Source organism: Chryseobacterium sp. SG20098, assembly GCF_031844745.1.
Lineage (GTDB): Bacteria > Bacteroidota > Bacteroidia > Flavobacteriales > Weeksellaceae > Chryseobacterium > Chryseobacterium cucumeris.
Genome location: NZ_CP134622.1, coordinates 1,237,259 through 1,257,458, shown reverse-complemented (window position 1 = coordinate 1,257,458; position 20,200 = coordinate 1,237,259). Strand labels below are relative to the sequence as shown.

Below are 20,200 nucleotides of genomic sequence, written 5' to 3'. Positions count from 1 at the left end.
TACATGAAGGTTTTTAAAATTACCATATATTCTTTTTTAATTTCTGCTTCACTCTGGAGCTGCATTCCTTCGTACAGTGCCTATCCAAAAGAGTATAACCACGCAAAAGCTGACTTCCAAAAACAAAAGGCTTTTGTAGTGAATAAGGATCTTAAGAAAGAATTTGAGATTTTAAAACATTCTGATATTTATGAAATTGTAGAAGACAGTACCAATGTATCTAAGATAACACTGCATCCGATGAAAACCTATACTCCTCCTTGCGGAAACCCAATGATTGGAAGTATGATTACAGTCGGGTTACTGCCTTCAACATTTCCTTATGATATTGTTTACAGTTATGATGTAGCTGAGAATAGTGCAACAAAAAATTATCAATACAAATTACAAGTTTATCAAAGCCTTTGGCTGTTTAATATATTCAGACTGGGGAGAACTTTTTCAAAACAGTCGGGGAAAGCTTTATTAGGCAGTTATATTGCTTCCAATAAATAAAAGCCCGTTATATATTTTTTTCAAATAAAGAAAATATGAACAAGAAAATTCAATTATTATCCATATTATTTTTAGGGTTCTCGTCGGTGGCGTTTTCCCAGATCAAGGAGGAAAAGCTGGTTCTTAACAAAAAAAGAGAGCCGGAAGTGAAGAAGATCGAGAAGAAAAAAACTTCTGTGGAAACCATCAAGAATTATCCGCCGGAAGAGAAATCGCAGACTCCTGTGAAGTATACCATCACGGATGTTCCTGCTGTTTCAGATTTTAAAACTTCAACTATTCAGGGAGAAGATGTAGCACCCAAATTTGACGGAACCGCTCAGAATAACTATTTTCAGTTTGGAATGGGTAATTATGGAAAAGTTCTGGTAGACGGAAACGTTTCAAAAACCCTTGAAAATAAGCTTGAAGTAGGAGCTGATGTTCATGTTTTGTCTACGAATGGTCTTAAAAAAGATTATGACTGGAAATCCGGGCAGACTTCTGCTAATATCGGAGCTTTCTTAAACTCTTACGGAGAAAAAGGGAAGTTTAACCTTAACGCTGAATATGGTTTAGACAGCTATAATTATTATGGAATCTACGCCATGCAGCCTACGGGAGAGCTTGATCTTAAACAAAAAGTAAATCAGTTTAAAGTAAACGGGTACTATGATTTTTATTCCAATGAAATCTTAAATGATGTAAGGGTAAAATCATCATTCCTGAAAGATCATTTTGATGCTTCGGAAAACCAGGTTTCCATTCTTGCAAACTTCTCCAAGCATGCTGTTGAATTAGGAAAATCAGGAATCAACCTGAATGCAGATTTGGGAGTAGGATTGGATGCTGTGAAGACAGATTTTGCCATCAGAGATAAAAACTCTTCCAACTTCTTCAATACCAGCCTGACCCCGAAAGTAACATTCAGCAAAGGAGATTCTTATTTGATGTTAGGATCTTCATTCTCTTTCCTGAATGCTAAAAATTCAGCAGAACTGGTTTCTCAGCAGAAAAACAATAAAACGTATTGGTTCCCGCAGGCGGAGTTCCAGTTTGCAGCTGCCAAAGAATTTAAATTCTACGGAGGGGTAGACGGAGGTCTGAAGCTGAATACCTATGGAGATATGTTGCAGACGAATCCATTCATCCTTTCTGACCAGTTTTTAAAGCCAACGGAGACGAAATATCATTTTTATGTAGGATTGAGAGGAGATATTGATGAAACGTTGAAATACGACTTCTCTGCAGGTTATGGAAAGATGAGAGATATTATGTTCTTCAAGGGCAACGGTCTTTTCGATAATACATCTGTAAACCGTTCTGCATATAATTTTGCCAATACATTCTCTGCAGTGTATGATGATGGAAACGTAAGTGATATCAAAGGGAGTGTACAATATTTCCCATTGGCCAATCTTATTATTGATGGAGAGTTAAGGTTTACAAAGTATGATCTTAAGAACTATGAAAATATTTATAACGTTCCTTTATTCAATGCAAGCATCGGGGCAAAATATACAATGCTTGACAAAAAGCTACTGTTAGGATTTAAAGGAATCTTTGCAAGTGACAGAACGACAAACTCTTATGCGATTGAAGGAGTAGGTGCTCCGAATGTAATTTACCAATCTACGGAGAATACAAACGATAAAGTAGGTGGATATGCTGATTTAAATCTTTCTGCAGAGTATAAAATTCACAAAAATTTCAGTATTTTCGCACTCGGAAATAATCTTCTGAGCTCAAAATACCAGACGTACAAAGGATATAAAGTCCTGGGTGCACAGATTCTGGGAGGAGTGAAAATTACTTTCTAAAACATGAAAGGCAATGATGATAAGTAATCAGGTATTACTTATTACTTATCATTCATTACTTATGAATACGGCTGCATAGTTTAATGGATAGAACTTCGGATTTCGGCTCCGACAGTGAGGGTTCGAATCCTTCTGCGGTCACAAAGCTCCTTTTTTAGGAGCTTTTTTTTATATTATGCCCTACACAACCCCTACTTACTATTTAATATAGATACCCTCAGAATTAGGGTGCTTTTGGTAATCCAGCCTGTTACTATTTTTATTGCTATTATTTCATCGTTATCTCTAATTCCTTTGTCTTTTATAGGTTTACCATTTCAACAACCGCTATGAACATCAAACAGTATTGAGAAACATGACAAACAAAATTTACACGACTGTAATTTATATCTACAGAATTGCTTTGTTATTGTTAGCATATCATTATAAATTGCACCATACAACAGACTCATTTTTATTTGAGTTTTCATGGTTATTAGTTTTTTTTCCTCAGAGAGATCTGAGGATTTTTTTACGGGTTATTTTCAATATAGAATTAGACGTTTTGTAATGTATTGTCAGATCATTGTAGGAATTGACAAGAGAACTTCTGTTGTTTATATCATCTTTAAGAGTGTATTAAATATTCAGAATTAAAAATGAATCTTACTGTTTTAATGGTTTAAAAATCAGCTTTTTATATTTGTTTTGTTGATGTTGATGGTATCTATGTCGTATGCTACAGCATACTGATGAGGTATCTGTAGCGTATATAATTTCTTTATTTCAACTTAAAATAAGATCAATTTTACCACATAATTCCAATGAGGTGAAAATGTATTTTAAGAACATCCGTTACACTATGGCAAAGGCATCAGGTATGTTTCTTTTGCTATGTTGTTTTTCTAATATGTATGCTCAGTTATACTTTGGGAAAGGTTATGATCTCAATATCAAAGACAGTGGTTCTTTCAAAGAAAATCAGGGCATATTACGAACTAAAGATAAGATGCTTGTCCCATTCAAAAATAAAATTTATCCAGAACAATCTCTCAAATTAAAGGAATTGGAAATGGCTTCTCTAATAGGAATGCAAATTCGGTCTCCTCCTTCTTTCAAATATATTTTATACTAAAATAATATAAACACAAATTTAAAATATAGTAACTCAGGAAAAGAGTAATTATAAGACTCTTTTCCTTTTTTCCAAATTATTGAACAAAATGAAAAGTAAATTTTACACAATTTTTGCCTTGGCAATTGGTACATTATCCTTCGCTCAAGTAGGCATTAATACACAAAATCCACAAGGAGTATTTAATATCGATGGTGGAAAAAACAATGCAGTAACAGGAGTTCCAACGGCAGCACAGTTAGCTGATGATTTTATTGTCACGACATCAGGATCTGCAGGCATTGGTGCAATTCCCGACGCTTCTGCTATTTTAGAGCTTAATGTAAGCCAGCTTGCATCAGGGAGCCAAAAGGGATTTTTAGGTCCAAGAGTAGCTTTAACAGCGTATAATGATGTGTCTACAATTCCCAATCCTGCACTTGGTTTATTAGTCTATAATCTGGGAACTCAGGCTACCTTTACTTTTAAGGGATATGTTTATTGGGACGGAACCCAATGGAGACCTTTGGACGGCCGTTCGTTACAGACGGGAACAATAAGCAGTTTGAGATGTACTGACGCAACACTAAGCCCACTTACCTATACTGCCGGAACTCCTTACCAAGGTACCATGTCGATTCCTTATTCAGGAGGCAATGCAGGAGTATATGGTTCACAAACGATAGGACCTGTAAACGGTCTTACTGCAACACTTCCACAGGGTAATTTTGCGCAAGGATCAGGTACTTTAAACTATACTGTTTCCGGAACACCAACAGTATCCAGTCCCACTACAACAACATTTCCCATTTCGATAGGAGGGCAGAGTTGTAGTGCAACAGTAGGCGTTGGGAAAGTGCTTGCACCTGGAGAATATCAGTTCTTTAATTATACATTACCAGCGACGTATGTAGGATTGCTGAGCACACAGGTTGGCGGAACTTATGATGCTATTTTAGGTGGAAAATTAAAATTAGACCTTAATTTTAATGCAAGTTCCAATCAGGGTTCAGGAGCTGTTACCTACAATCCTCGTTTGGTAAATGCCTCCAGTTCTAATATTAAAGTATGGTATTCTGCATTATCAAGTGTAGACCGCTTCCGCCGTTCGAACGTTTTATTAGCACCCGGAGGTTATATGGAAACGGATAACGGAATTTATCTTAACTGGGGAGACAATATGAATAGTAGTTCTACTTCTGTAGCAGCTACCAGTTCCAGTGATGATTCTCAGGAGATCGAAACGGTAGATGTGATTGTTGATGGAATCTGGTATAGAATAATCGTTTTTGTTTCTGTAGATAATTTAAATGATACTGATCCCAGCAATAATATCCGACGTGTTTTTATGACAGCACAAAGAATGTCTGCTTATTGATTTGATATGAGAGTATAAAATAGAACAGATGAATGCTCCTTAAATCATTATATCCGGCAGATGATTCTGTCTGCCGGTTTATAAAATATCCTCAATTCAACGATTCTAACAATACAGACTAATGAATTTTAAAGAGATTCCAATAGGACCATTAATTGAAAAAGAAGTTGCAGAGTGTGATATAGAACTATCCCGTATCTGTAGCTTTATGAAATGTACAGAGCAGGAAATACGAAGAATGTACAAGGCTACAAGCATAGAAACAGAAAATCTGTTGAAATGGAGTAAATTATTAGAATATGATTTTTTCAGACTATATTCACAACATCTGATATTATATGCTCCTGCAATAGCAGGTAAAAACACAGAATATAAACAGAACAAAAAAACAGGTTTACCCCAGTTTCGTAAAAATATTTATACGAAAGAAATCATTGATTTTATTCTGAGACAAATAGAGTCGGGAGAAATGTCAAAAACAGAAGTAATAGAACATTATAAAATTCCGAAAACAACACTGTATAAATGGATATGGAAGTATAAAGGCGAAGAAAATAAATAATAAACATCTTATGGGAAAATTAATACCTGATTATAAAAGAATCTATAATGATATCATTGTAAAAGAATTTCCGGAAAAAAAAGATTCCTGTCAACGGTTATTACAAAAAGAAAGCTTATCAGTTGTGGATATTATGGAACTGAATGAAAAAATTTTTGGAACTCCGGATAGGGAAGCTTTTGCTGCCAGCCAGAGACATCGGTCATTTAGAAAAAAGGATATACTTAAAATACTTGATTATCAGAAAAAAAATAAACTCAACAATATCCAGCTTGCCTCTCACTTTAAATTAAGTCGTAACACAGTAACTAAATGGAGAAAAAATTTTCTAATCTAGAAATGTGTTATAACAATAGATCAACCCAAAATATGTTAGCTTTTTAGCTATGAGAGATATAAAAGATAATAATAGGAGGTCTGAAAAGGAGCTCCTTTTCTGTATACCTAAAAACTTATCGTTTGTTTTTTTTGTTGTTTTTAAGAGTAATTAAAAAATATTAATTTTTATATGGATAATTATTATCTTTTGAGTAATTATTTATTAGTAATGTTGCGTAAAATATTGAATTATATAAAAGACCTGCATATTGATCCTGATACGGACATGCTTAAGCGTATTGATGCTCAGAGATTAAATTTGTTTGCATTTTCTATCGGAGTTGTTTTGCTTCTGAGTGGATTAAGAGATTTGTTATTTGGCTTCAAAGCTTTTTTTGGAGGACTATTTGTGCTCGGTGGAATTTTTCTTCTTCTTTTCTTTTTTACGAAAGCACGCCAGAATATTTTGATATGCTTTACTGTTATTGAGCTTTCTATGATATTGGTTTTTTATTTTTCATCCACATCAGGCTTCGAAAATGGTTTGTCTTTATATTATTTTTTGCTTCTTAATACTTCATTATTTGTTTTTAATACAAGGGAAAACTCGAAGTATATCGTCGTGGTTTTTGCTACTGCATTTATTCTTTTTCTGATAAGCCATTATTATGATTTTAGGATATTCAGGGTTGCAGGAACGGAAAATTTAGAGTTTTCAAAAAATCAGAGATTCTTTACTTTTATCAATATGTTTGTATGGTTTGGAATTCTTGGCTATTTTATCCTGTCAAAGCACTTTATGATTTTGAAATTATACCAGAAGGTCCTTCATGGTGAAAAAATAATGGCGGGTATGCGTGAAAAGCTCAACAGAAAAGATGATATAGATTTGGAAAACCTGGTGAAATTTGCCATGAATGATGATATCGCTTTTATACCCAAAATGAAATCTTCATTTCCCAACTTATATGATAGCCTTACTGAGATAAACCCGGATATTACAGCAGATGAGTTCAAACTATGTGCTCTTCTTAAGCTGGGTTTCACTACAAAAGATATAGCGGAATACAATTGTATTTCGGTGCGGACAGTTCAGACGAGAAAAAGCAGACTTAGGAAATCATTCAGAATATCTTCTGATACAGATCTTTATAAATGGATAGATACTTTATAGTGGGAAATATATCAGTAATTTATAAAATCATAATGGAATGAAAAAAGAAAGATAAGCATATGCTGGAGCTCCTCGAAAATAAACAGAAGACTCAAGTTGAAATCATTAATCATTACGGAATTCCCAAATCAACATTGAATAAATGGATAAGCAAGTACAAGCAATAAATACGGGACCTAATTATAAAAGAATTTACCATGATTTCATAGAATCTAAATGTCCGGATAAAAGAGAATATGTAAAGAAATATCTATCAAAAGATACCCTGTCTTTATCCGATGTTTTGAAGATTAATAATATTATCTTTTTTGATGGATTCTCTGAAAGTCAGAAATTCAAATCCTATGATAGACAGACTATTTTTGAAATTCTTGATTATCAGAAAACACATAAATTAAATAATAGCCAGCTAGCCAAACATTTTAAATTAAGCAGAAATACGGTTACAAAATGGAAGAGGATATTTTTAGTATAATCTGCATTTTTCCATTATAAAAAAGTAGTAAGGGGAGTATTACTTCGTTTTTTTTCTAAGTTTTTAAGAGTATATCCATCGGATATACTCTTTTTCCTCTTAATTCCCAAAAGTTTGATATAGAATGCTTTCTGTGGAATGTAGTTTTTTATCTACAAATATTGGTTTTTATTATATCTGTGGTCTTTTATCTTTGCGAACTATTTTTATCTACGGTAATAATTATGGGAAGTTTAAATCCGATTTATTCTTTAGAGATTAAAGCATTTCTGAAACAAAAGGTGAACGTTTTTTTATGAGTAAAAAATAAAGCTAAAGTCTCTATTTCTTTGCCTGTAGATAAAAGTTATCCATATAAACCGCCTGATGTACTCCATTTAGCATAACTTTCAAACCTAAATGTGAATCTTTTTTCAAAGAAACAGTAAATGTTTTTTTGTCACCTGTTATTTTGGAAGGTTTAGTAATTGAAACATAGGTTTTTACATCAGAAGGGTTGTCTACTGAAAAAAGTTCTATGGTAGTTTCTCCTCCATTATCAGAAAGATCAAGAGACAGTGTATAGATTCCAGCTTTGATTTCCGGTGTTACCAGATACATGTTTTCTCCAGGATTGTTCATTGAATAGAATATAATTCTTTTATCACTTGCATAAAGCATAGCTTTTCCGGATTGAGCCATCCAGCATTTATTGATGTCTTTCCAGGTATCAAAACTTTCTCTAAGAGTGGCTACAGGTTTACATTGTGCATGTGCTGTTAGAAACCCTCCTATAACTGCTATTCCCGTAAGTACAATTTTTCTCATGTGTTATTTTTATTTATAATGAGTAAAAATAATTAAAAAAGCTTAGACCGGATGCTATTCTTTTATGATTTAAGTTAGCTTCCACTAATAATTGGTGCAGAGAAAATTAAAATAAAATCATAAAATACTGTAAAATAGTTTGATAGAGGGGTGGTGTGCATTTTGCAGAATTTATGATTTAAAATTAAAATAAGCTTTCCGATGGCAGAAAGCTTATTCAGTTTTAAGCAAAATATAATTATAAACAAGACTTAAAAATAAAATAATTCTATTCCTTCGGTTATGAGTGAGATCATATTAATTTTTTATCTCTTTTCCGCAATTGATAAGTTCGGTGACAAGCTGCCCACTTTGCACTGCCCAATAATTTTTGTCACACACTACAATTAAATTCCGTTTAGCTCTACTCACAGCAGTATTAACCAGATTAAGGCCTTTGGAAACAGGAATAGTAGTGTCAACAAACCATTTATCATAGGTGTCAACAATACTTAAAATTACAGTATCCCATTCTCTGCCCTGAGAACCGTGAACAGTGAGGATTTTCAAATCATTTCTTTCTTGTGGCAAAGAATTGTTGAGTAATCTTATTTGTTTTTTATACGGGGTTAAAATGACAAAATCCTCCGTTCCATTTTTTTTAAGGTTATGAACAAGCTTGCTTATTTCTGAAACTTCATTCATTGATACTCTTGATTTTGGTCCTTCATTTTTTTTAGCATTAATATACTGTATCTGGGTTTCTCCTTCCGGATTATTGGAGCTAAAGTTGTTTTCATAAACATATTTAGATAGAATCTGAGCCAGATTATTTCCGAACCTATAGGTAGCATTTAAAGAAGTCTTGGAAATATGTTCAGATTTGAATTCCGAATTGTCCAGGTACTGATTTCTGGAGAAATCCTTTGATTTCGAAAAAAGAGTGTCCAGGAAAATGGCTGACTGAGCCCATAAAAACATATTATAAAACTTGCCATCCCTTTCAATACTGCTGTCGTTAATTTCACAAACCGGAGGTAATTGCTTGTGATCCCCCAGAAATGAAATGGGCGTTGAATGATTAAACAATGTCAAAGCTTTAATAATATTGGCATATCCTGCTTCATCCAGAAAAATATGCTCAACATTTAACTTTGATTCTGTGTAACGTCCAATATAGCCATCTAAAGTGCATCCAATGATATTGACGGACTTCAAACGTTCTTCAGTAGAGGAAATAGCTAGTTTAGCTCTTAAATCAACATATCTTTCCAATTCAGATTCTATTACGCCCGGGCTGTGATTTTTGTATTCTGAAAATAGATGCGTGTCAACTTCTAACTTATCTCTTTTTTGAAGGAGTATGGTATCTGCCTTTTTTTTAGTTTTTTTTATATTTGTGACAGACAGTTTAGAAAGAACAGACTGAACTTCCGGAAGAAATTTGGTCTGGTTAATCAGATTAGTGATTTTTATAGATACTTTTTTCTGAATCTCAGCTAAATCTCTCTCTTGAACCGTTCTTTTCTCACTGATTTCAGAGAGTTCATATTTCAAATATTCCAGATCTTTATTGAAATCATAAATTCTCTTTCTACTCTCATAAACTTCCTTTTCTGCACGCGTTGGTTTACTGCTGAATGCTTTGATAATCTTATGGGAAATAGAATTTATTTTAGCAATATTTTTTTCCAGCTGTTGAGTTTCTTTAATGCTGTTTTCAGAGAGTAACTTAACCTCTATCTCCTTTTTTCTGAATATGATATTCACCTCAGCCAATGAGTCTGTATCTCGTTTTATACGCGCAGAAAATTCAATTAAATCATCAAATTCAGGAGTTAAGTCTATAAATCTGTCAATGGCTTGCTGCTGATTTTTAAAATTTAGCATTCGTTCCAGAATATCAATTTGTTTATCTATTTCAGCCAGCTTTTTTTGAACCCCTTTTTCTTCACAGACTTCGGGAAATTCTTCCGCAAATTTTTTGGAGGGCGTTCCCAGGCGTATAATTTTTTTTCTGTCGATCCCAGCCTTATCAGTCATTTTAATGATCCCTTTTAAAACTTGCTCAATCGCATTATTGGTGGGAGCTAAAATGGCAATTGTATCCCCTTTTCTGATATAATGGAGCACTGCATAGGCAAGAACAAATTGGGTTTTCCCTGTGCCGGGAGCTCCCCAAACATAAGAAAAGGGATTCGTGAAAATATTTTTTAATGACTGTTTTTGGTTTTCGGAAGGCAGAAGATTTTTCTCAGGAAAAAAGTCAATATTCTGAAAGTCCTCTGAGTATTTCGAAGTTCTCGTAGGTAGGGAGAGATTGCTTCCATTATGTACGTACCAGTATTTCACTCTTTCAACCAGGAACTTCAGATCAGAGACCACTTTAAGGTCATTTCTTTGTAGCCCAATGAAATCCGGGGATATTTTGTCAGAAGGTTTAATTAAAAGTATATTTTTATCATTGTCGTATTCAATAATTTTAATTTCTGTGGAATCATAATCTTTACCATTGCGGAAATTCCTGAAAAAAACAGCTTCTGTATCAAAAAGCTTTGCAGACAAACGAAGCTTAATCACAGTATACCTGCCTGGCAAATATTCTAAATCAAAAACATCAACTTCCTGGATGCCTTTATTGTTATTCTGTAGATATTCATAATAGTTTTGGCAACTGTCTATTGCTATTTCTCTTATTTCTTCTGCTGTCATTTATTTGACATTTATAAATATTATTCTGCTATTTGCGGGTTGGTGTTTGTAAAATTAACTTGTAATGGGGTTATCTCATTATGGTTTTCCGTAAAAACAAAACTAATGATCTTCTTAAAAGTAAGAATAAGTATTACTATATTTATTAAGGTTCTGGAGTTTTTTAAAAGAATTTGAACGAGTTAAAAAAAAGAAATAGAAAAAATAATATTCTTTATAATCACGGTTACAGAAAGATTGGGTGGCAGTGATTTATTTCTTTTTTAAGCTATAGAAGGAAAATTTTTATAATTTTAGCTTATTATTTTATAATCTGAATGGAATACACCTATAAAACAAACACTTTTTTTCTTTTAAAAACTGTAATTTATACCATTGGATTTCTAAGTTTAATAGCAATGTCAAGACTTTGGATAAGGTCAAATGAAAATTGGAATCAAATAATAGAAAATGATTTTATTCCGGCATTAATAGTCAGAAGTATTTTTTTGACATTGGCAGGATTACTATTTTTAGGATTATCTTCAATAGTAAACAAAATTTACAGGAAAGAAAGCCCTTTTTTGAAAGAACTGGTTATTCTGCTGTTGTTTTCTTTCACGCTGAATGTAATACTGATGTTAGGCTTAATCTGACATGAATTTATAATAAAATACAGACACTCTTTTATTTATAAAATGAGACTATCGAATAAAGTGGGCTTTATATCGAAAAATTTCTGAAATGTGGTAGGTATTGAAGCTTTATTGGCGTATTAATTGATACAAGAAACTTTATTGAATTTTGATGACTAATGGCTAGAACGACTGTAACTCTGATTTTCCTTTTAAGTGGTTTTTTCTTTTTAAATGCACAGGAAAAGAAAGATTCGCTGTATTACAAAATAGAAGAATTTTCAGATAAGAGAAAAGTTACTAAATTCATTCACCGTTTTATATTTCGTAGAGAGCCGGATTCCACTTCCGTGAAGTCCAATACTGAAAAGCTTTTACAAAATACTTATAACAAAAAAATTATCAGAAATGTCAGGATAGAAACCATTGACCCTTTTGGATACAGTTCTAAAGACGGTAAGGAAATAGGCAAATGGTATGATTGGGTAAAGGATCACCTTCATTCCAGTACCAGAAGATCAACAATCAATAATTTTTTGCTTTTTGAAGAAGGAGAAGAATATAACGCACAAAAGCTCTATGAATCAGAGCGTTTGTTGAGAACAATGCCTTTTATCAACAGAGTTAATATCAGTGTGTCCGACAGCACTTCCAGTAAAGATTCTATAGATGTTGTCGTAAAGGTATTGGATTCCTGGAGTCTGAAGCCGAGAATCAGTTATTCCGGAAGTAAAATTGGTTTGGGAGTTACTGAAGAGAATGTACTGGGACTGGGACACACCCTGGATTTCCTTTACAGAAATGATTCAAAAGAAAAGCAGGATTATCTCTTAGGAAGCTATACCACTTATAATCTTTTTGGTACTTATATCAATGCCCAGATTCTTGGAGAACGGGACTTTTCGAGAAATGAGAGAATTAATTTCAGCCTCAGAAGAGACTTTTTCTCTCCTTTAACGAAATGGGCGGGAGGTTTTACATTTGAATATTTTATGCGAAAGGTTTTACTTCCGACAGAAACGGATACTGCTTTCCCTGAAGTTCAGATTAAAGTATACAGTCAGGATTTATGGGGAGGTTATCAGATTCCGGTTTCATCTGATCCCCGTGAGAAGGTATCCAGCAATATTGCCATCATAGGAAGATTTCAGAACTATCAGTACAAAGACAGTCCGGGAATTGATCAGTATCAATATTTCAGCTCTTACAACAGTTTTCTGATGTCTGTCGGATTTATTCAGAGAAACTTTTCAGTTCAGAAGAATATTTTCCAATATGATTTGCCGGAGGATGTTGCTTATGGCAATTCTGTAAACGTCATTGCCGGAGGATTATCAAGAAATAAAGAAGTGAATCCGTATGTGGGAATTTCAGCATCTTATGGGCGTTTTACAAAACTGGGATATTTTACAGTGAAAGCACAGTTTGGAAGGTTTTTTAATGAAGACAGTCAGAACAGGGAATCTTTCCGCTTTGATGGAACTTATTTCACCAACCTTATGGACTGGAAATTTGCCAAAGCAAGACATTTCTTTTCTCCAACATTAGCCTTGGGAAATCCACAGCATAATTACTCGTATAAGGATAGGATCAACCTTTCTTCTGCAGATGAATTTCCTGTTTATAATTCTGATTATATTGGCACAAAAAAAATAGTGTTAAGATATCAGCTTCAATTGTTTATCAATAAAACCTGGAAGAATTTCCATTTCAGCCCTTATTTAACTACTGCAGTGGGTTGGCTGGGAATGCCCGATGATAAACTATTGAAGACCAAAGCCAATACAAAAATCGGAATAGGTGTTTTAATTAATAATCCCTATCTTGTTTTCAACAGGATTCAGATTTCTTTCATGTATTATCCACGTGTTCCTTTTGATAATAATTCTGTTTTTGATTTTAACAGTAACAGAAATAATCTTTTACCAATGAACAGTTTTGCAACGGATGTTCCTCATTTTGTCAATTTTGGAAATTAATAATAGAAGATCAATTGGTGCTTAATATCCTGGAAATAAGTCGTTTTTCAGATATTATATACGATTATTCTTTTTGATATAATATTACCCATTTGGGTAATTGACAGGTTGTTATATTATCACAAAATTTGTGATAAATAGACTGTATGCTGTAAAGTATATTCAGATGTAGTTTAAAAAAATCATAACAACTTCAAAACTAACCCCTATGAGACCTTTGAATTTTTTTTTATTATTGACCGCACTCTTTACATCTGTTGTGATGTATGGACAGCAGACTAACACGATACCGACTGTACCAAAGCCAATTCCTATAACCGATGCTGAAAAATGGATTGCAATTTCTCCTATTCTGCTCTTCCTTTTAATTACCTGTCTTGTCTTTTTTAAACTTAAAAAAGATAAAGTCTCTTTAAAAGATCTCCTTTTGGATAAGGATGCGAATGTTCAGATAGAGGTAGAAAAAACAAAACAAAGAGTGGCTTTTTTATCTGCTTCTACTGAAAGTCAGCAGGCAATGAAGGCCGCAGATGCAACAGCTGGCAATGGTGAAGATCCCAATGCCTCAAAACCTAATACGAGTGTAAGCCGTTTTCTTGCATTTATAAGCGGTTTGGTGTCTGTAGGTCTGGCATGTGTTCTCACCACCTTTGCCATCTGGAACTATTTTGATGTAAGCAATTTTCCCAACCTGAATAATCTCGTTGGTGTTTTACTGACCCTGGGGATTGGAGTGGTGCCTTATGCGTTTAACAAAATCACTACAGCAGCTAAATAGACAGATTTTAAAACAATAAAAAACCTTCCTTGCTTTTGACAGGGAAGGTTTTAATCAAAATGCAATAAACATTCTGAAAACTAAACTACTACATCTATTTTTACATTGATATTTCCACGGGTTGCTTTTGAATAAGGACATGTTGCATGGGCTGTTTCCACAACTTTTCTGGCTTCGTCTATTGCAAATCCCGGTAAAAGTACCTGTAAATGGGCTTGCAGGAAAAATCCATCATCATTGGTGGCCAGATCTACAGAGGTATTGACAGATAAGTCCGGAGGAAGGGTAACTCCCATTTTTACCGCACCTAAATGCATCGCACCGATAAAACATGCCGACCATCCTGCTGCTAACAGCTGTTCCGGATTGGTTCCGTTTCCCTTTGAACCGGGAGAAGTTAGTTCAATACTAAGTTTGCCATCACTGCTTTTTGCTTCTCCGTTACGGCCTCCCGTTACAACGACATTACCGGAATACAGCACTTTACTGATATTGACTACGGTTGTATTTTCTACTTCCTGAATGGTATTTAATTCCATATTTTTATTATTTAGATTAAACGATTCTGTTGATTGATCCTATTATTGTTAAAGTTTTTTTCTTAAATCTTTGAAAGCGGCTCTAAGCTCTTCTGTAAAGATCTGCGGCTGTTCCCAGGCTGCAAAATGTCCGCCTTTTGAAGCTTTATGATAATAATATAAAGTAGGATAAGCTTGCTTCGACCAGCTTTCCGGAGCCTGATAAATTTCGTGAGGAAATACCGAAACAGCTACAGGAACTTTAATGTCTTTGGTCTTCTGCGCCTCAGCACTGAAATTATTCTTGTTATTTTCCCAATAGAAACGTGAAGAAGACGCTCCGGTATTGGTAAGCCAGTAAAGGGTAATATCATCCAGGATAGCATCACGGCCAATGACATTCTCGGGATGAAGATCACTTTCACTCCATTCTGCAATTTTTTCGTAAAGGAATGCTGCTAAGGCTGTTGGAGAATCAGAAAGCAGATATCCTGTTGTCTGTGGACGTGTTACCATCATTCCCCCGTAAGCTGCATTTCTTCCAAAGAATGTACTCATTGCATTGTATGCTTTTGCTTCTGAGGCAGAAAGTCCTGACGGGGCGGGATCACCGGCATTGATTGGTTTTACAAGTTCGGCAGGAATGGTAGCCGGCATGGTAAGGTGGATTCCCAAAAGACCTGAAGGAGCCTGTTTTGCTAATGCATCAGAAATAACAGAACCATGGTCACCACCTTCAGAAACATATTTTTTGTAGCCGAGTCTTTTCATCAGTACATCCCATGTACGGGCAACGCGGTCAGGGTTCCAGCCAAGCTCAGCAGGAATCTCTGAAAAACCATATCCCGGAATGGCAGGTATAATTACATCAAAAGCATCACTTGCTTTTCCTCCGTATTTTACAGGATCAGTCAAAGGATCTATTGCATTGATAAACTCCAGCGGAGAACCAGGCCAGCCATGGGTAAGAATTACAGGCATTGCATTAGACTCCTTTGAACGTACATGGATAAACTGGATATCAAGTCCGTCAATTTTTGTTACAAATTGGGGAAGCGCATTCAGCTTATTTTCTACTTTTCTCCAGTCGTATCCGTTGCCCCAATAGGTGATAAGTTCTTTTAACTGCTCAAGCTGGATTCCCTGAGAAGCATCTTTCACAGTCTCTTTATCCGGGAAGCGGGTTTCGGAAATACGTTTTTTAAGATCATCCAGCTGAGATTGTGGAATATTGATGTGAAAAGGACGGATACTGGTATCATTTTTTGATAATAGAGTAGCAGTATCATTTTTTTGCGCCTTAGAAATAGCAGGTGTACCTAAGATAAAAGTTGCTGCTAAAAAAATTGTTGAAATTGTTGTTTTCATTGCTTTGCTGTATTAGATTTTAAATCTGTTTTTTCTTTTTGATGAGACAAAATTATACCCTGAGATACGCCTGCGAAACGAGTAATGTGTTCAAGTAGTCATATTTCACAGTGAAACAGACATTGCAGATGGTGAACAGGAAACAATATGAAGCAGATGAAAAGTAATGCTAAGAAAAATGACTGAGATATTGATCTCAAAAAGGATAAAAAAATAAGCTCCGTTCTTCTATAAAAACGGAGCTTATTTTGTGAAAACATTTTTTTCGATGTTATCCGTGAGCTTCTACAGATACATCATTCCATTCTTCCCATACTTTTAAGCGCTGTTCGTAATTTTGTTTTACGAAAGGAAGTGCTACTTTTCCAAGCAATAAACGCAATGGAGGATTTTCAGTTTCTACTAACTTTATCAATGCAGGAGCTGTAGCTGCTACGTCTCCAAAAGAAGTTTCAGATTCTGAGAAAGCCTTTTTAACACCATCGTAAACAGGATTACTTTGTGTATTAATTCCTGTATGCCAGATATTGGAAGCATAGCCATTAGGTTCTACCAAAGTTACATTAATTCCAAAGCCTTTTACTTCTGTTGCTAAAGTTTCGCTTAATCCTTCCAGTGCAAACTTAGATGCATTATAAAGTCCCATGGTTGGTAAAGTAGCCAATCCTAAAATAGAAGAAACCTGAATGATATGGCCACTTTTCTGATCTCTCATAATGGGAAGCACCGCCTGTGTAAGCCATAAAGTTCCAAAGAAATTCGTTTCAAACTGTGCTCTTGCTTCCTGTTCGTTGGTTTCTTCCACCGCACCTGTTAGTGCATATCCTGCATTATTAATCAGAATATCAATGCTGCCGAAGTGTTGGTGTACTTTCTGAACTACTGATAATGATTCCTCTCTTTTATCTACATCTAAGGTTAAAGGCAATACGGAATCTCCATATTTTTCTTTTAAATCATCAAGCGTTTCTACATTTCTGGCTGTTGCAGCCACATTGTATCCTTTGGCTAAAAAGGCTTCTGCCCATGCTTTTCCGAAACCTTTTGATGCACCTGTAATTAAAACTGTTTTTGACATTGTTCTGTTTTTTAAATTGTTATGATTATATTTTTTAAAAGAATTATTTCATATGTAAATGACCGATCGGTCATATTTTGGATAAAAAAAATTACACTGTATTTTCTTCAATCATTTTTTTTAGATTTTTGACGATAGTTATCATTTTATCGTTATTACCAGCCATTCTTGACATTAAGTGTCCACCTTCAAGCATGGCAAACAAAACTGTTGCAAAACCTTCCGCATCCCATTCCGCTCTGAATTCTTTATTGGAAATTCCTTTTTCTATAATACCGGAAATTAATTTTTCTCCCTGTTTTATTCCATTGTTTACCTTTCCTTTAACGACTGGATTGGTATCATCAGCTTCTGTTCCAAAGTTTAGCAGGGGACACCCGCCAACTACAGGTGGATGGTTGGGATCACTAAAAAAATCAATATAGGCGAATAACTGTTCCCTGGAAGTTTTAAATCTGCTTAAAGTTTTTTGAAGTTGATCAGTCAGCATTTGCATATTATGCTCAACAGCAGCACAGGCAAGAACTTCCTTATTTTCAAAATGAACGTACATACTGCCTTTAGACAACTTGGTGGCCTCCATAATATCACTCATAGAAGTAGCCGCAATCCCTTTTGTATTAAAAATAGGTGCTGCTTTTTCTATAATGAACTGTCTGGTTTCCTCCCCTTTTGCCATAATAATAGTAAATAATGATGCAAATATATGACCGATTGGTCATAAAAACAAATTTTCTTTGATTTAATTCTGAAAAAATTATCAGTTAATAATAATAAAACAGCCAGAACCTCTATGATAAGACATTTTGTTTCTATTTATCATACATTTATCTTTACTATTTTTTTTTAACTTGAAATAAGGTATACAAGGTTAAAATCTTATTCTGTTTTACTGATGATACAACAGAATAAGATTAACAATTAAAGCTGATAGCTGATCCCTAAATTAATTATACCTTTATATCCAAATCCTAATTCTGCAAACCCTGCAATTTTTCCACCTATTCTTATACCTGCTCCTATCACCTGAAAGTTGAAAGAACTGCTTTTGGAAGATACACTTTGAACATCTGACTGATTAGGACTAAGTTTTTCATTTGAAAAAGTATATCCTAAACCAACCCCTGAATACATTCTGAACTTGGGTTTCGAGATATAGGAATAAGTACTATTGACAGCCAGTGTATATATATCATTCTTCTGGCTCGCTACAGTAAGGTTTTGTTTATTAACAGAAGCTGTATATCTTTCATAAACAAGATCTGTACCGATGGTCCAATTATCTTTAACTGCATAATTGTAACCAATAAAAAGAGCTCCGGAATGTTTTTCATCAGTAGTTTTCGTTTCACTAAATGGTGTTATTATAATATCTGTGAAGACTTTGCCGATTTCGTTGGAAGAAAGAACACCATAACCTGCCTTGATCTCTGAAGTGCCTTTTTGCTGGGCATTGAGCAGAACTACATTAGAAATTAAAAAGCAAATTAGAGTTTTGTTTAGATTGTTTGTCATAAAGTTATTACTTAAATATTTTGATGTTTTTTTGTTGATTGTTTTGGAAAATGATGTTTACGATATACATTCCTTTCTGATACTGTGAAAAATTTATCTTATGATCAGCGATTTCCGTACCTGAGATGCTGGAAACCCTTATTCCTTCACTATTGTAAATGATTATTTCTTTTACCTTTTCCTTACTTATGATATAGGCAACATCTTTCACAGGATTAGGGTAAAATATAAGCTCAGGCTGTACATTCATATCCGCAGTTCCCAAAGACCCAATAGTAATTGTTTTACTGACAGTTTCTGCACAGGAGTTTTTGTTGACCGTAAGTGAGACTGTATAAGTTCCCGGGGCAGTATATTGATGAACAGGATTCAATGAAGAATCGGTGATGCCATCGCCAAAGTTCCATGATACAGATGTGTAATTGGCGGAATGATTGGTGAAATTTACAGTTGTTCCGTTAATTCCTGCTATAAAATCCGAATGAAGGTGAAACGTATTACTATTCCATTGTGGCGGATTATTAAAAAAAACAAGATCTGCAATATTCTGAAAGTTTTCGGCTGTGTTTTGAGGCATTCCGTTATAAAAAGTGGATGGAAATACATGATCCTGAAAAATTGCAGAATACATAGTGGCTGCCACAAGATAACTTCCTTTAGGTCCAGGATGAATATCGTTATAAGATCCGTGAAGAGCCAGATACTGGGAAGAATTGTAATAATGTCTTGCAGATTCTCCGGCAGGAACCATTTCCACCTGCATCAGGTTAGACATCTTCGTAATGGAATCCTTAATTTTTTTCTGAAAAGCAAAATAGGTGTTGTATTCATTGGCAGATGGAACTCCATAGGGAATTTCATACAGAAAAATCTTAGAGCAAGGACTGTATTTACGAATAGAATCCCTGATTTTACGGCCGCGTTCAGCGGTTACAGAAACAGGGTAAGAATGACCTGCAGATTCCGCAGTTCCGGGCTGCATGATCACATATTTATAGTTTTTAGATCTTATCTTTTGATACAATGAAGCATCATCTACATGATTCACAAATCCGGTTCCTCCGGGAGTATGTGTTGTTACAGATAGATTTTTCCCTTTTGAAGCCGCTATATTTTTAAAAATTTCAGGCATGTCATTAAAATAGGTGACGCTGTTTCCTATAAACAGAATCTCATCAGACTGGCAGAATGATAACACTGAAAAACCAGTGCATATAAGAAAGAGTAGTTTTTTTATCATAGAGTATTTTTTTGAGAGTTATTTAAAAAAGGTACCTGCAGAAAACCACTTATCATGCAGGTACACAACACAAACGATGATTAAAAATGTTTTTTTATCAATATAGAGCTATATACTTTTCTTTATCCGTTTTTTAATTATTAAACCTTTTAAAAGTACCTGCAGGAAACCCAATCTATACTGCAGGTACTGCATTAAAAGGTGTTTAAAATGAAAATGTTAGTTTATTTACTTTGTTAGAGATTTTGATTTACTATGAGTTAATGACTGGGTTTATTTTTTTTATTGACTTAGAAAAGTACCTGCAGGCATCACTTA

Annotated in this window: 18 protein-coding genes and 1 tRNA gene; 11 read left to right on the top strand and 8 right to left on the bottom strand. The window is 34.4% G+C overall.

What is annotated here, in order from left to right; genetic code table 11:
* Positions 1-3 precede the first annotated feature (3 nt).
* The 9 genes from RHP76_RS05730 to RHP76_RS05690 all read left to right on the top strand — a co-directional run bounded on the left by RHP76_RS05730 (position 4) and on the right by RHP76_RS05690 (position 7,294).
* Complete coding sequence (locus RHP76_RS05730) at positions 4-495, top strand: hypothetical protein (RefSeq protein WP_311229692.1); 492 nt, start codon at positions 4-6, stop codon at positions 493-495.
* 35 nt (positions 496-530) lie between these two features.
* The gene (locus RHP76_RS05725; protein WP_120231554.1) at positions 531-2,294 is read left to right on the top strand and encodes a TonB-dependent receptor; all 1,764 of its coding nucleotides are present in this window, start codon (positions 531-533) and stop codon (positions 2,292-2,294) included.
* A 69-nt stretch (positions 2,295-2,363) separates the two neighbouring features.
* Positions 2,364-2,435 (top strand) — tRNA-Arg (locus RHP76_RS05720).
* Positions 2,436-3,135: 700 nt separating this feature from the next.
* A complete protein-coding gene (locus tag RHP76_RS05715; protein WP_131797530.1) occupies positions 3,136-3,408 on the top strand; it encodes a hypothetical protein in 273 nt (90 codons plus the stop codon).
* An 88-nt stretch (positions 3,409-3,496) separates the two neighbouring features.
* Positions 3,497-4,765: a phage tail-like protein gene (locus tag RHP76_RS05710; protein WP_311229691.1), complete on the top strand. Its 1,269-nt coding sequence runs from the start codon at positions 3,497-3,499 to the stop codon at positions 4,763-4,765.
* A gap of 121 nt (positions 4,766-4,886) precedes the next feature.
* A complete protein-coding gene (locus tag RHP76_RS05705) occupies positions 4,887-5,327 on the top strand; it encodes a transposase (RefSeq protein ID WP_123277698.1) in 441 nt (146 codons plus the stop codon).
* 10 nt (positions 5,328-5,337) lie between these two features.
* Entirely contained in the window at positions 5,338-5,664 is a 327-nt protein-coding gene (locus tag RHP76_RS05700) for a hypothetical protein (RefSeq protein WP_062675227.1), read from the top strand.
* A gap of 225 nt (positions 5,665-5,889) precedes the next feature.
* Positions 5,890-6,819: a helix-turn-helix transcriptional regulator gene (locus RHP76_RS05695; protein ID WP_311229690.1), complete on the top strand. Its 930-nt coding sequence runs from the start codon at positions 5,890-5,892 to the stop codon at positions 6,817-6,819.
* A gap of 142 nt (positions 6,820-6,961) precedes the next feature.
* Positions 6,962-7,294, top strand: a complete 333-nt coding sequence (locus RHP76_RS05690; protein WP_062675214.1) for a hypothetical protein — start codon at positions 6,962-6,964, stop codon at positions 7,292-7,294.
* Between the two features lie 321 nt (positions 7,295-7,615).
* Here the strand turns inward: RHP76_RS05690 and RHP76_RS05685 are convergent, their stop codons facing one another.
* Together RHP76_RS05685 and RHP76_RS05680 are read right to left on the bottom strand one after the other, a co-directional pair.
* Positions 7,616-8,101 carry a hypothetical protein gene (locus tag RHP76_RS05685; protein WP_311229689.1) on the bottom strand — a complete coding sequence of 162 codons (486 nt, stop codon included), beginning with the start codon at positions 8,099-8,101 and terminating at the stop codon, positions 7,616-7,618.
* Between the two features lie 297 nt (positions 8,102-8,398).
* On the bottom strand, positions 8,399-10,792 hold the full coding sequence (locus RHP76_RS05680) for a DEAD/DEAH box helicase (RefSeq protein WP_311229688.1): 2,394 nt from the start codon (positions 10,790-10,792) through the stop codon (positions 8,399-8,401).
* Positions 10,793-11,585: 793 nt separating this feature from the next.
* Between RHP76_RS05680 and RHP76_RS05675 the strand changes: the two genes are divergently transcribed.
* Both RHP76_RS05675 and RHP76_RS05670 read left to right on the top strand, forming a co-directional pair.
* Positions 11,586-13,385, top strand: a complete 1,800-nt coding sequence (locus RHP76_RS05675) for a BamA/TamA family outer membrane protein (RefSeq protein WP_120231538.1) — start codon at positions 11,586-11,588, stop codon at positions 13,383-13,385.
* Positions 13,386-13,593: 208 nt separating this feature from the next.
* Positions 13,594-14,163, top strand: a complete 570-nt coding sequence (locus tag RHP76_RS05670) for a hypothetical protein (protein ID WP_311229687.1) — start codon at positions 13,594-13,596, stop codon at positions 14,161-14,163.
* 80 nt (positions 14,164-14,243) lie between these two features.
* Here the strand turns inward: RHP76_RS05670 and RHP76_RS05665 are convergent, their stop codons facing one another.
* The 6 genes from RHP76_RS05665 to RHP76_RS05640 all read right to left on the bottom strand — a co-directional run bounded on the left by RHP76_RS05665 (position 14,244) and on the right by RHP76_RS05640 (position 19,882).
* On the bottom strand, positions 14,244-14,702 hold the full coding sequence (locus RHP76_RS05665; protein ID WP_062675208.1) for an organic hydroperoxide resistance protein: 459 nt from the start codon (positions 14,700-14,702) through the stop codon (positions 14,244-14,246).
* Between the two features lie 48 nt (positions 14,703-14,750).
* The gene (locus RHP76_RS05660) at positions 14,751-16,049 is read right to left on the bottom strand and encodes an epoxide hydrolase family protein (protein ID WP_311229686.1); all 1,299 of its coding nucleotides are present in this window, start codon (positions 16,047-16,049) and stop codon (positions 14,751-14,753) included.
* A 271-nt stretch (positions 16,050-16,320) separates the two neighbouring features.
* Positions 16,321-17,127 carry an SDR family NAD(P)-dependent oxidoreductase gene (locus RHP76_RS05655; protein WP_311229685.1) on the bottom strand — a complete coding sequence of 269 codons (807 nt, stop codon included), beginning with the start codon at positions 17,125-17,127 and terminating at the stop codon, positions 16,321-16,323.
* Between the two features lie 91 nt (positions 17,128-17,218).
* Positions 17,219-17,806 carry a TetR/AcrR family transcriptional regulator gene (locus tag RHP76_RS05650; RefSeq protein WP_311229684.1) on the bottom strand — a complete coding sequence of 196 codons (588 nt, stop codon included), beginning with the start codon at positions 17,804-17,806 and terminating at the stop codon, positions 17,219-17,221.
* A 242-nt stretch (positions 17,807-18,048) separates the two neighbouring features.
* Positions 18,049-18,642, bottom strand: a complete 594-nt coding sequence (locus RHP76_RS05645) for an outer membrane beta-barrel protein (protein ID WP_288441619.1) — start codon at positions 18,640-18,642, stop codon at positions 18,049-18,051.
* 7 nt (positions 18,643-18,649) lie between these two features.
* On the bottom strand, positions 18,650-19,882 hold the full coding sequence (locus RHP76_RS05640; RefSeq protein WP_311229683.1) for a PKD domain-containing protein: 1,233 nt from the start codon (positions 19,880-19,882) through the stop codon (positions 18,650-18,652).
* Positions 19,883-20,200 lie beyond the last annotated feature (318 nt).

Bases quoted from the DNA above. Each gene is read 5' to 3' on its own strand.
- RHP76_RS05730 (WP_311229692.1), top strand. From the start codon at position 4: ATGAAGGTTTTTAAAATTACCATATATTCTTTTTTAATTTCTGCTTCA.
- RHP76_RS05725 (WP_120231554.1), top strand. From the start codon at position 531: ATGAACAAGAAAATTCAATTATTATCCATATTATTTTTAGGGTTCTCG.
- RHP76_RS05715 (WP_131797530.1), top strand. From the start codon at position 3,136: ATGGCAAAGGCATCAGGTATGTTTCTTTTGCTATGTTGTTTTTCTAAT.
- RHP76_RS05710 (WP_311229691.1), top strand. From the start codon at position 3,497: ATGAAAAGTAAATTTTACACAATTTTTGCCTTGGCAATTGGTACATTA.
- RHP76_RS05705 (WP_123277698.1), top strand. From the start codon at position 4,887: ATGAATTTTAAAGAGATTCCAATAGGACCATTAATTGAAAAAGAAGTT.
- RHP76_RS05700 (WP_062675227.1), top strand. From the start codon at position 5,338: ATGGGAAAATTAATACCTGATTATAAAAGAATCTATAATGATATCATT.
- RHP76_RS05690 (WP_062675214.1), top strand. From the start codon at position 6,962: ATGGATAAGCAAGTACAAGCAATAAATACGGGACCTAATTATAAAAGA.
- RHP76_RS05685 (WP_311229689.1), bottom strand. From the start codon at position 8,101: ATGAGAAAAATTGTACTTACGGGAATAGCAGTTATAGGAGGGTTTCTA.
- RHP76_RS05680 (WP_311229688.1), bottom strand. From the start codon at position 10,792: ATGACAGCAGAAGAAATAAGAGAAATAGCAATAGACAGTTGCCAAAAC.
- RHP76_RS05675 (WP_120231538.1), top strand. From the start codon at position 11,586: ATGGCTAGAACGACTGTAACTCTGATTTTCCTTTTAAGTGGTTTTTTC.
- RHP76_RS05670 (WP_311229687.1), top strand. From the start codon at position 13,594: ATGAGACCTTTGAATTTTTTTTTATTATTGACCGCACTCTTTACATCT.
- RHP76_RS05665 (WP_062675208.1), bottom strand. From the start codon at position 14,702: ATGGAATTAAATACCATTCAGGAAGTAGAAAATACAACCGTAGTCAAT.
- RHP76_RS05660 (WP_311229686.1), bottom strand. From the start codon at position 16,049: ATGAAAACAACAATTTCAACAATTTTTTTAGCAGCAACTTTTATCTTA.
- RHP76_RS05655 (WP_311229685.1), bottom strand. From the start codon at position 17,127: ATGTCAAAAACAGTTTTAATTACAGGTGCATCAAAAGGTTTCGGAAAA.
- RHP76_RS05650 (WP_311229684.1), bottom strand. From the start codon at position 17,806: ATGGCAAAAGGGGAGGAAACCAGACAGTTCATTATAGAAAAAGCAGCA.
- RHP76_RS05645 (WP_288441619.1), bottom strand. From the start codon at position 18,642: ATGACAAACAATCTAAACAAAACTCTAATTTGCTTTTTAATTTCTAAT.
- RHP76_RS05640 (WP_311229683.1), bottom strand. From the start codon at position 19,882: ATGATAAAAAAACTACTCTTTCTTATATGCACTGGTTTTTCAGTGTTA.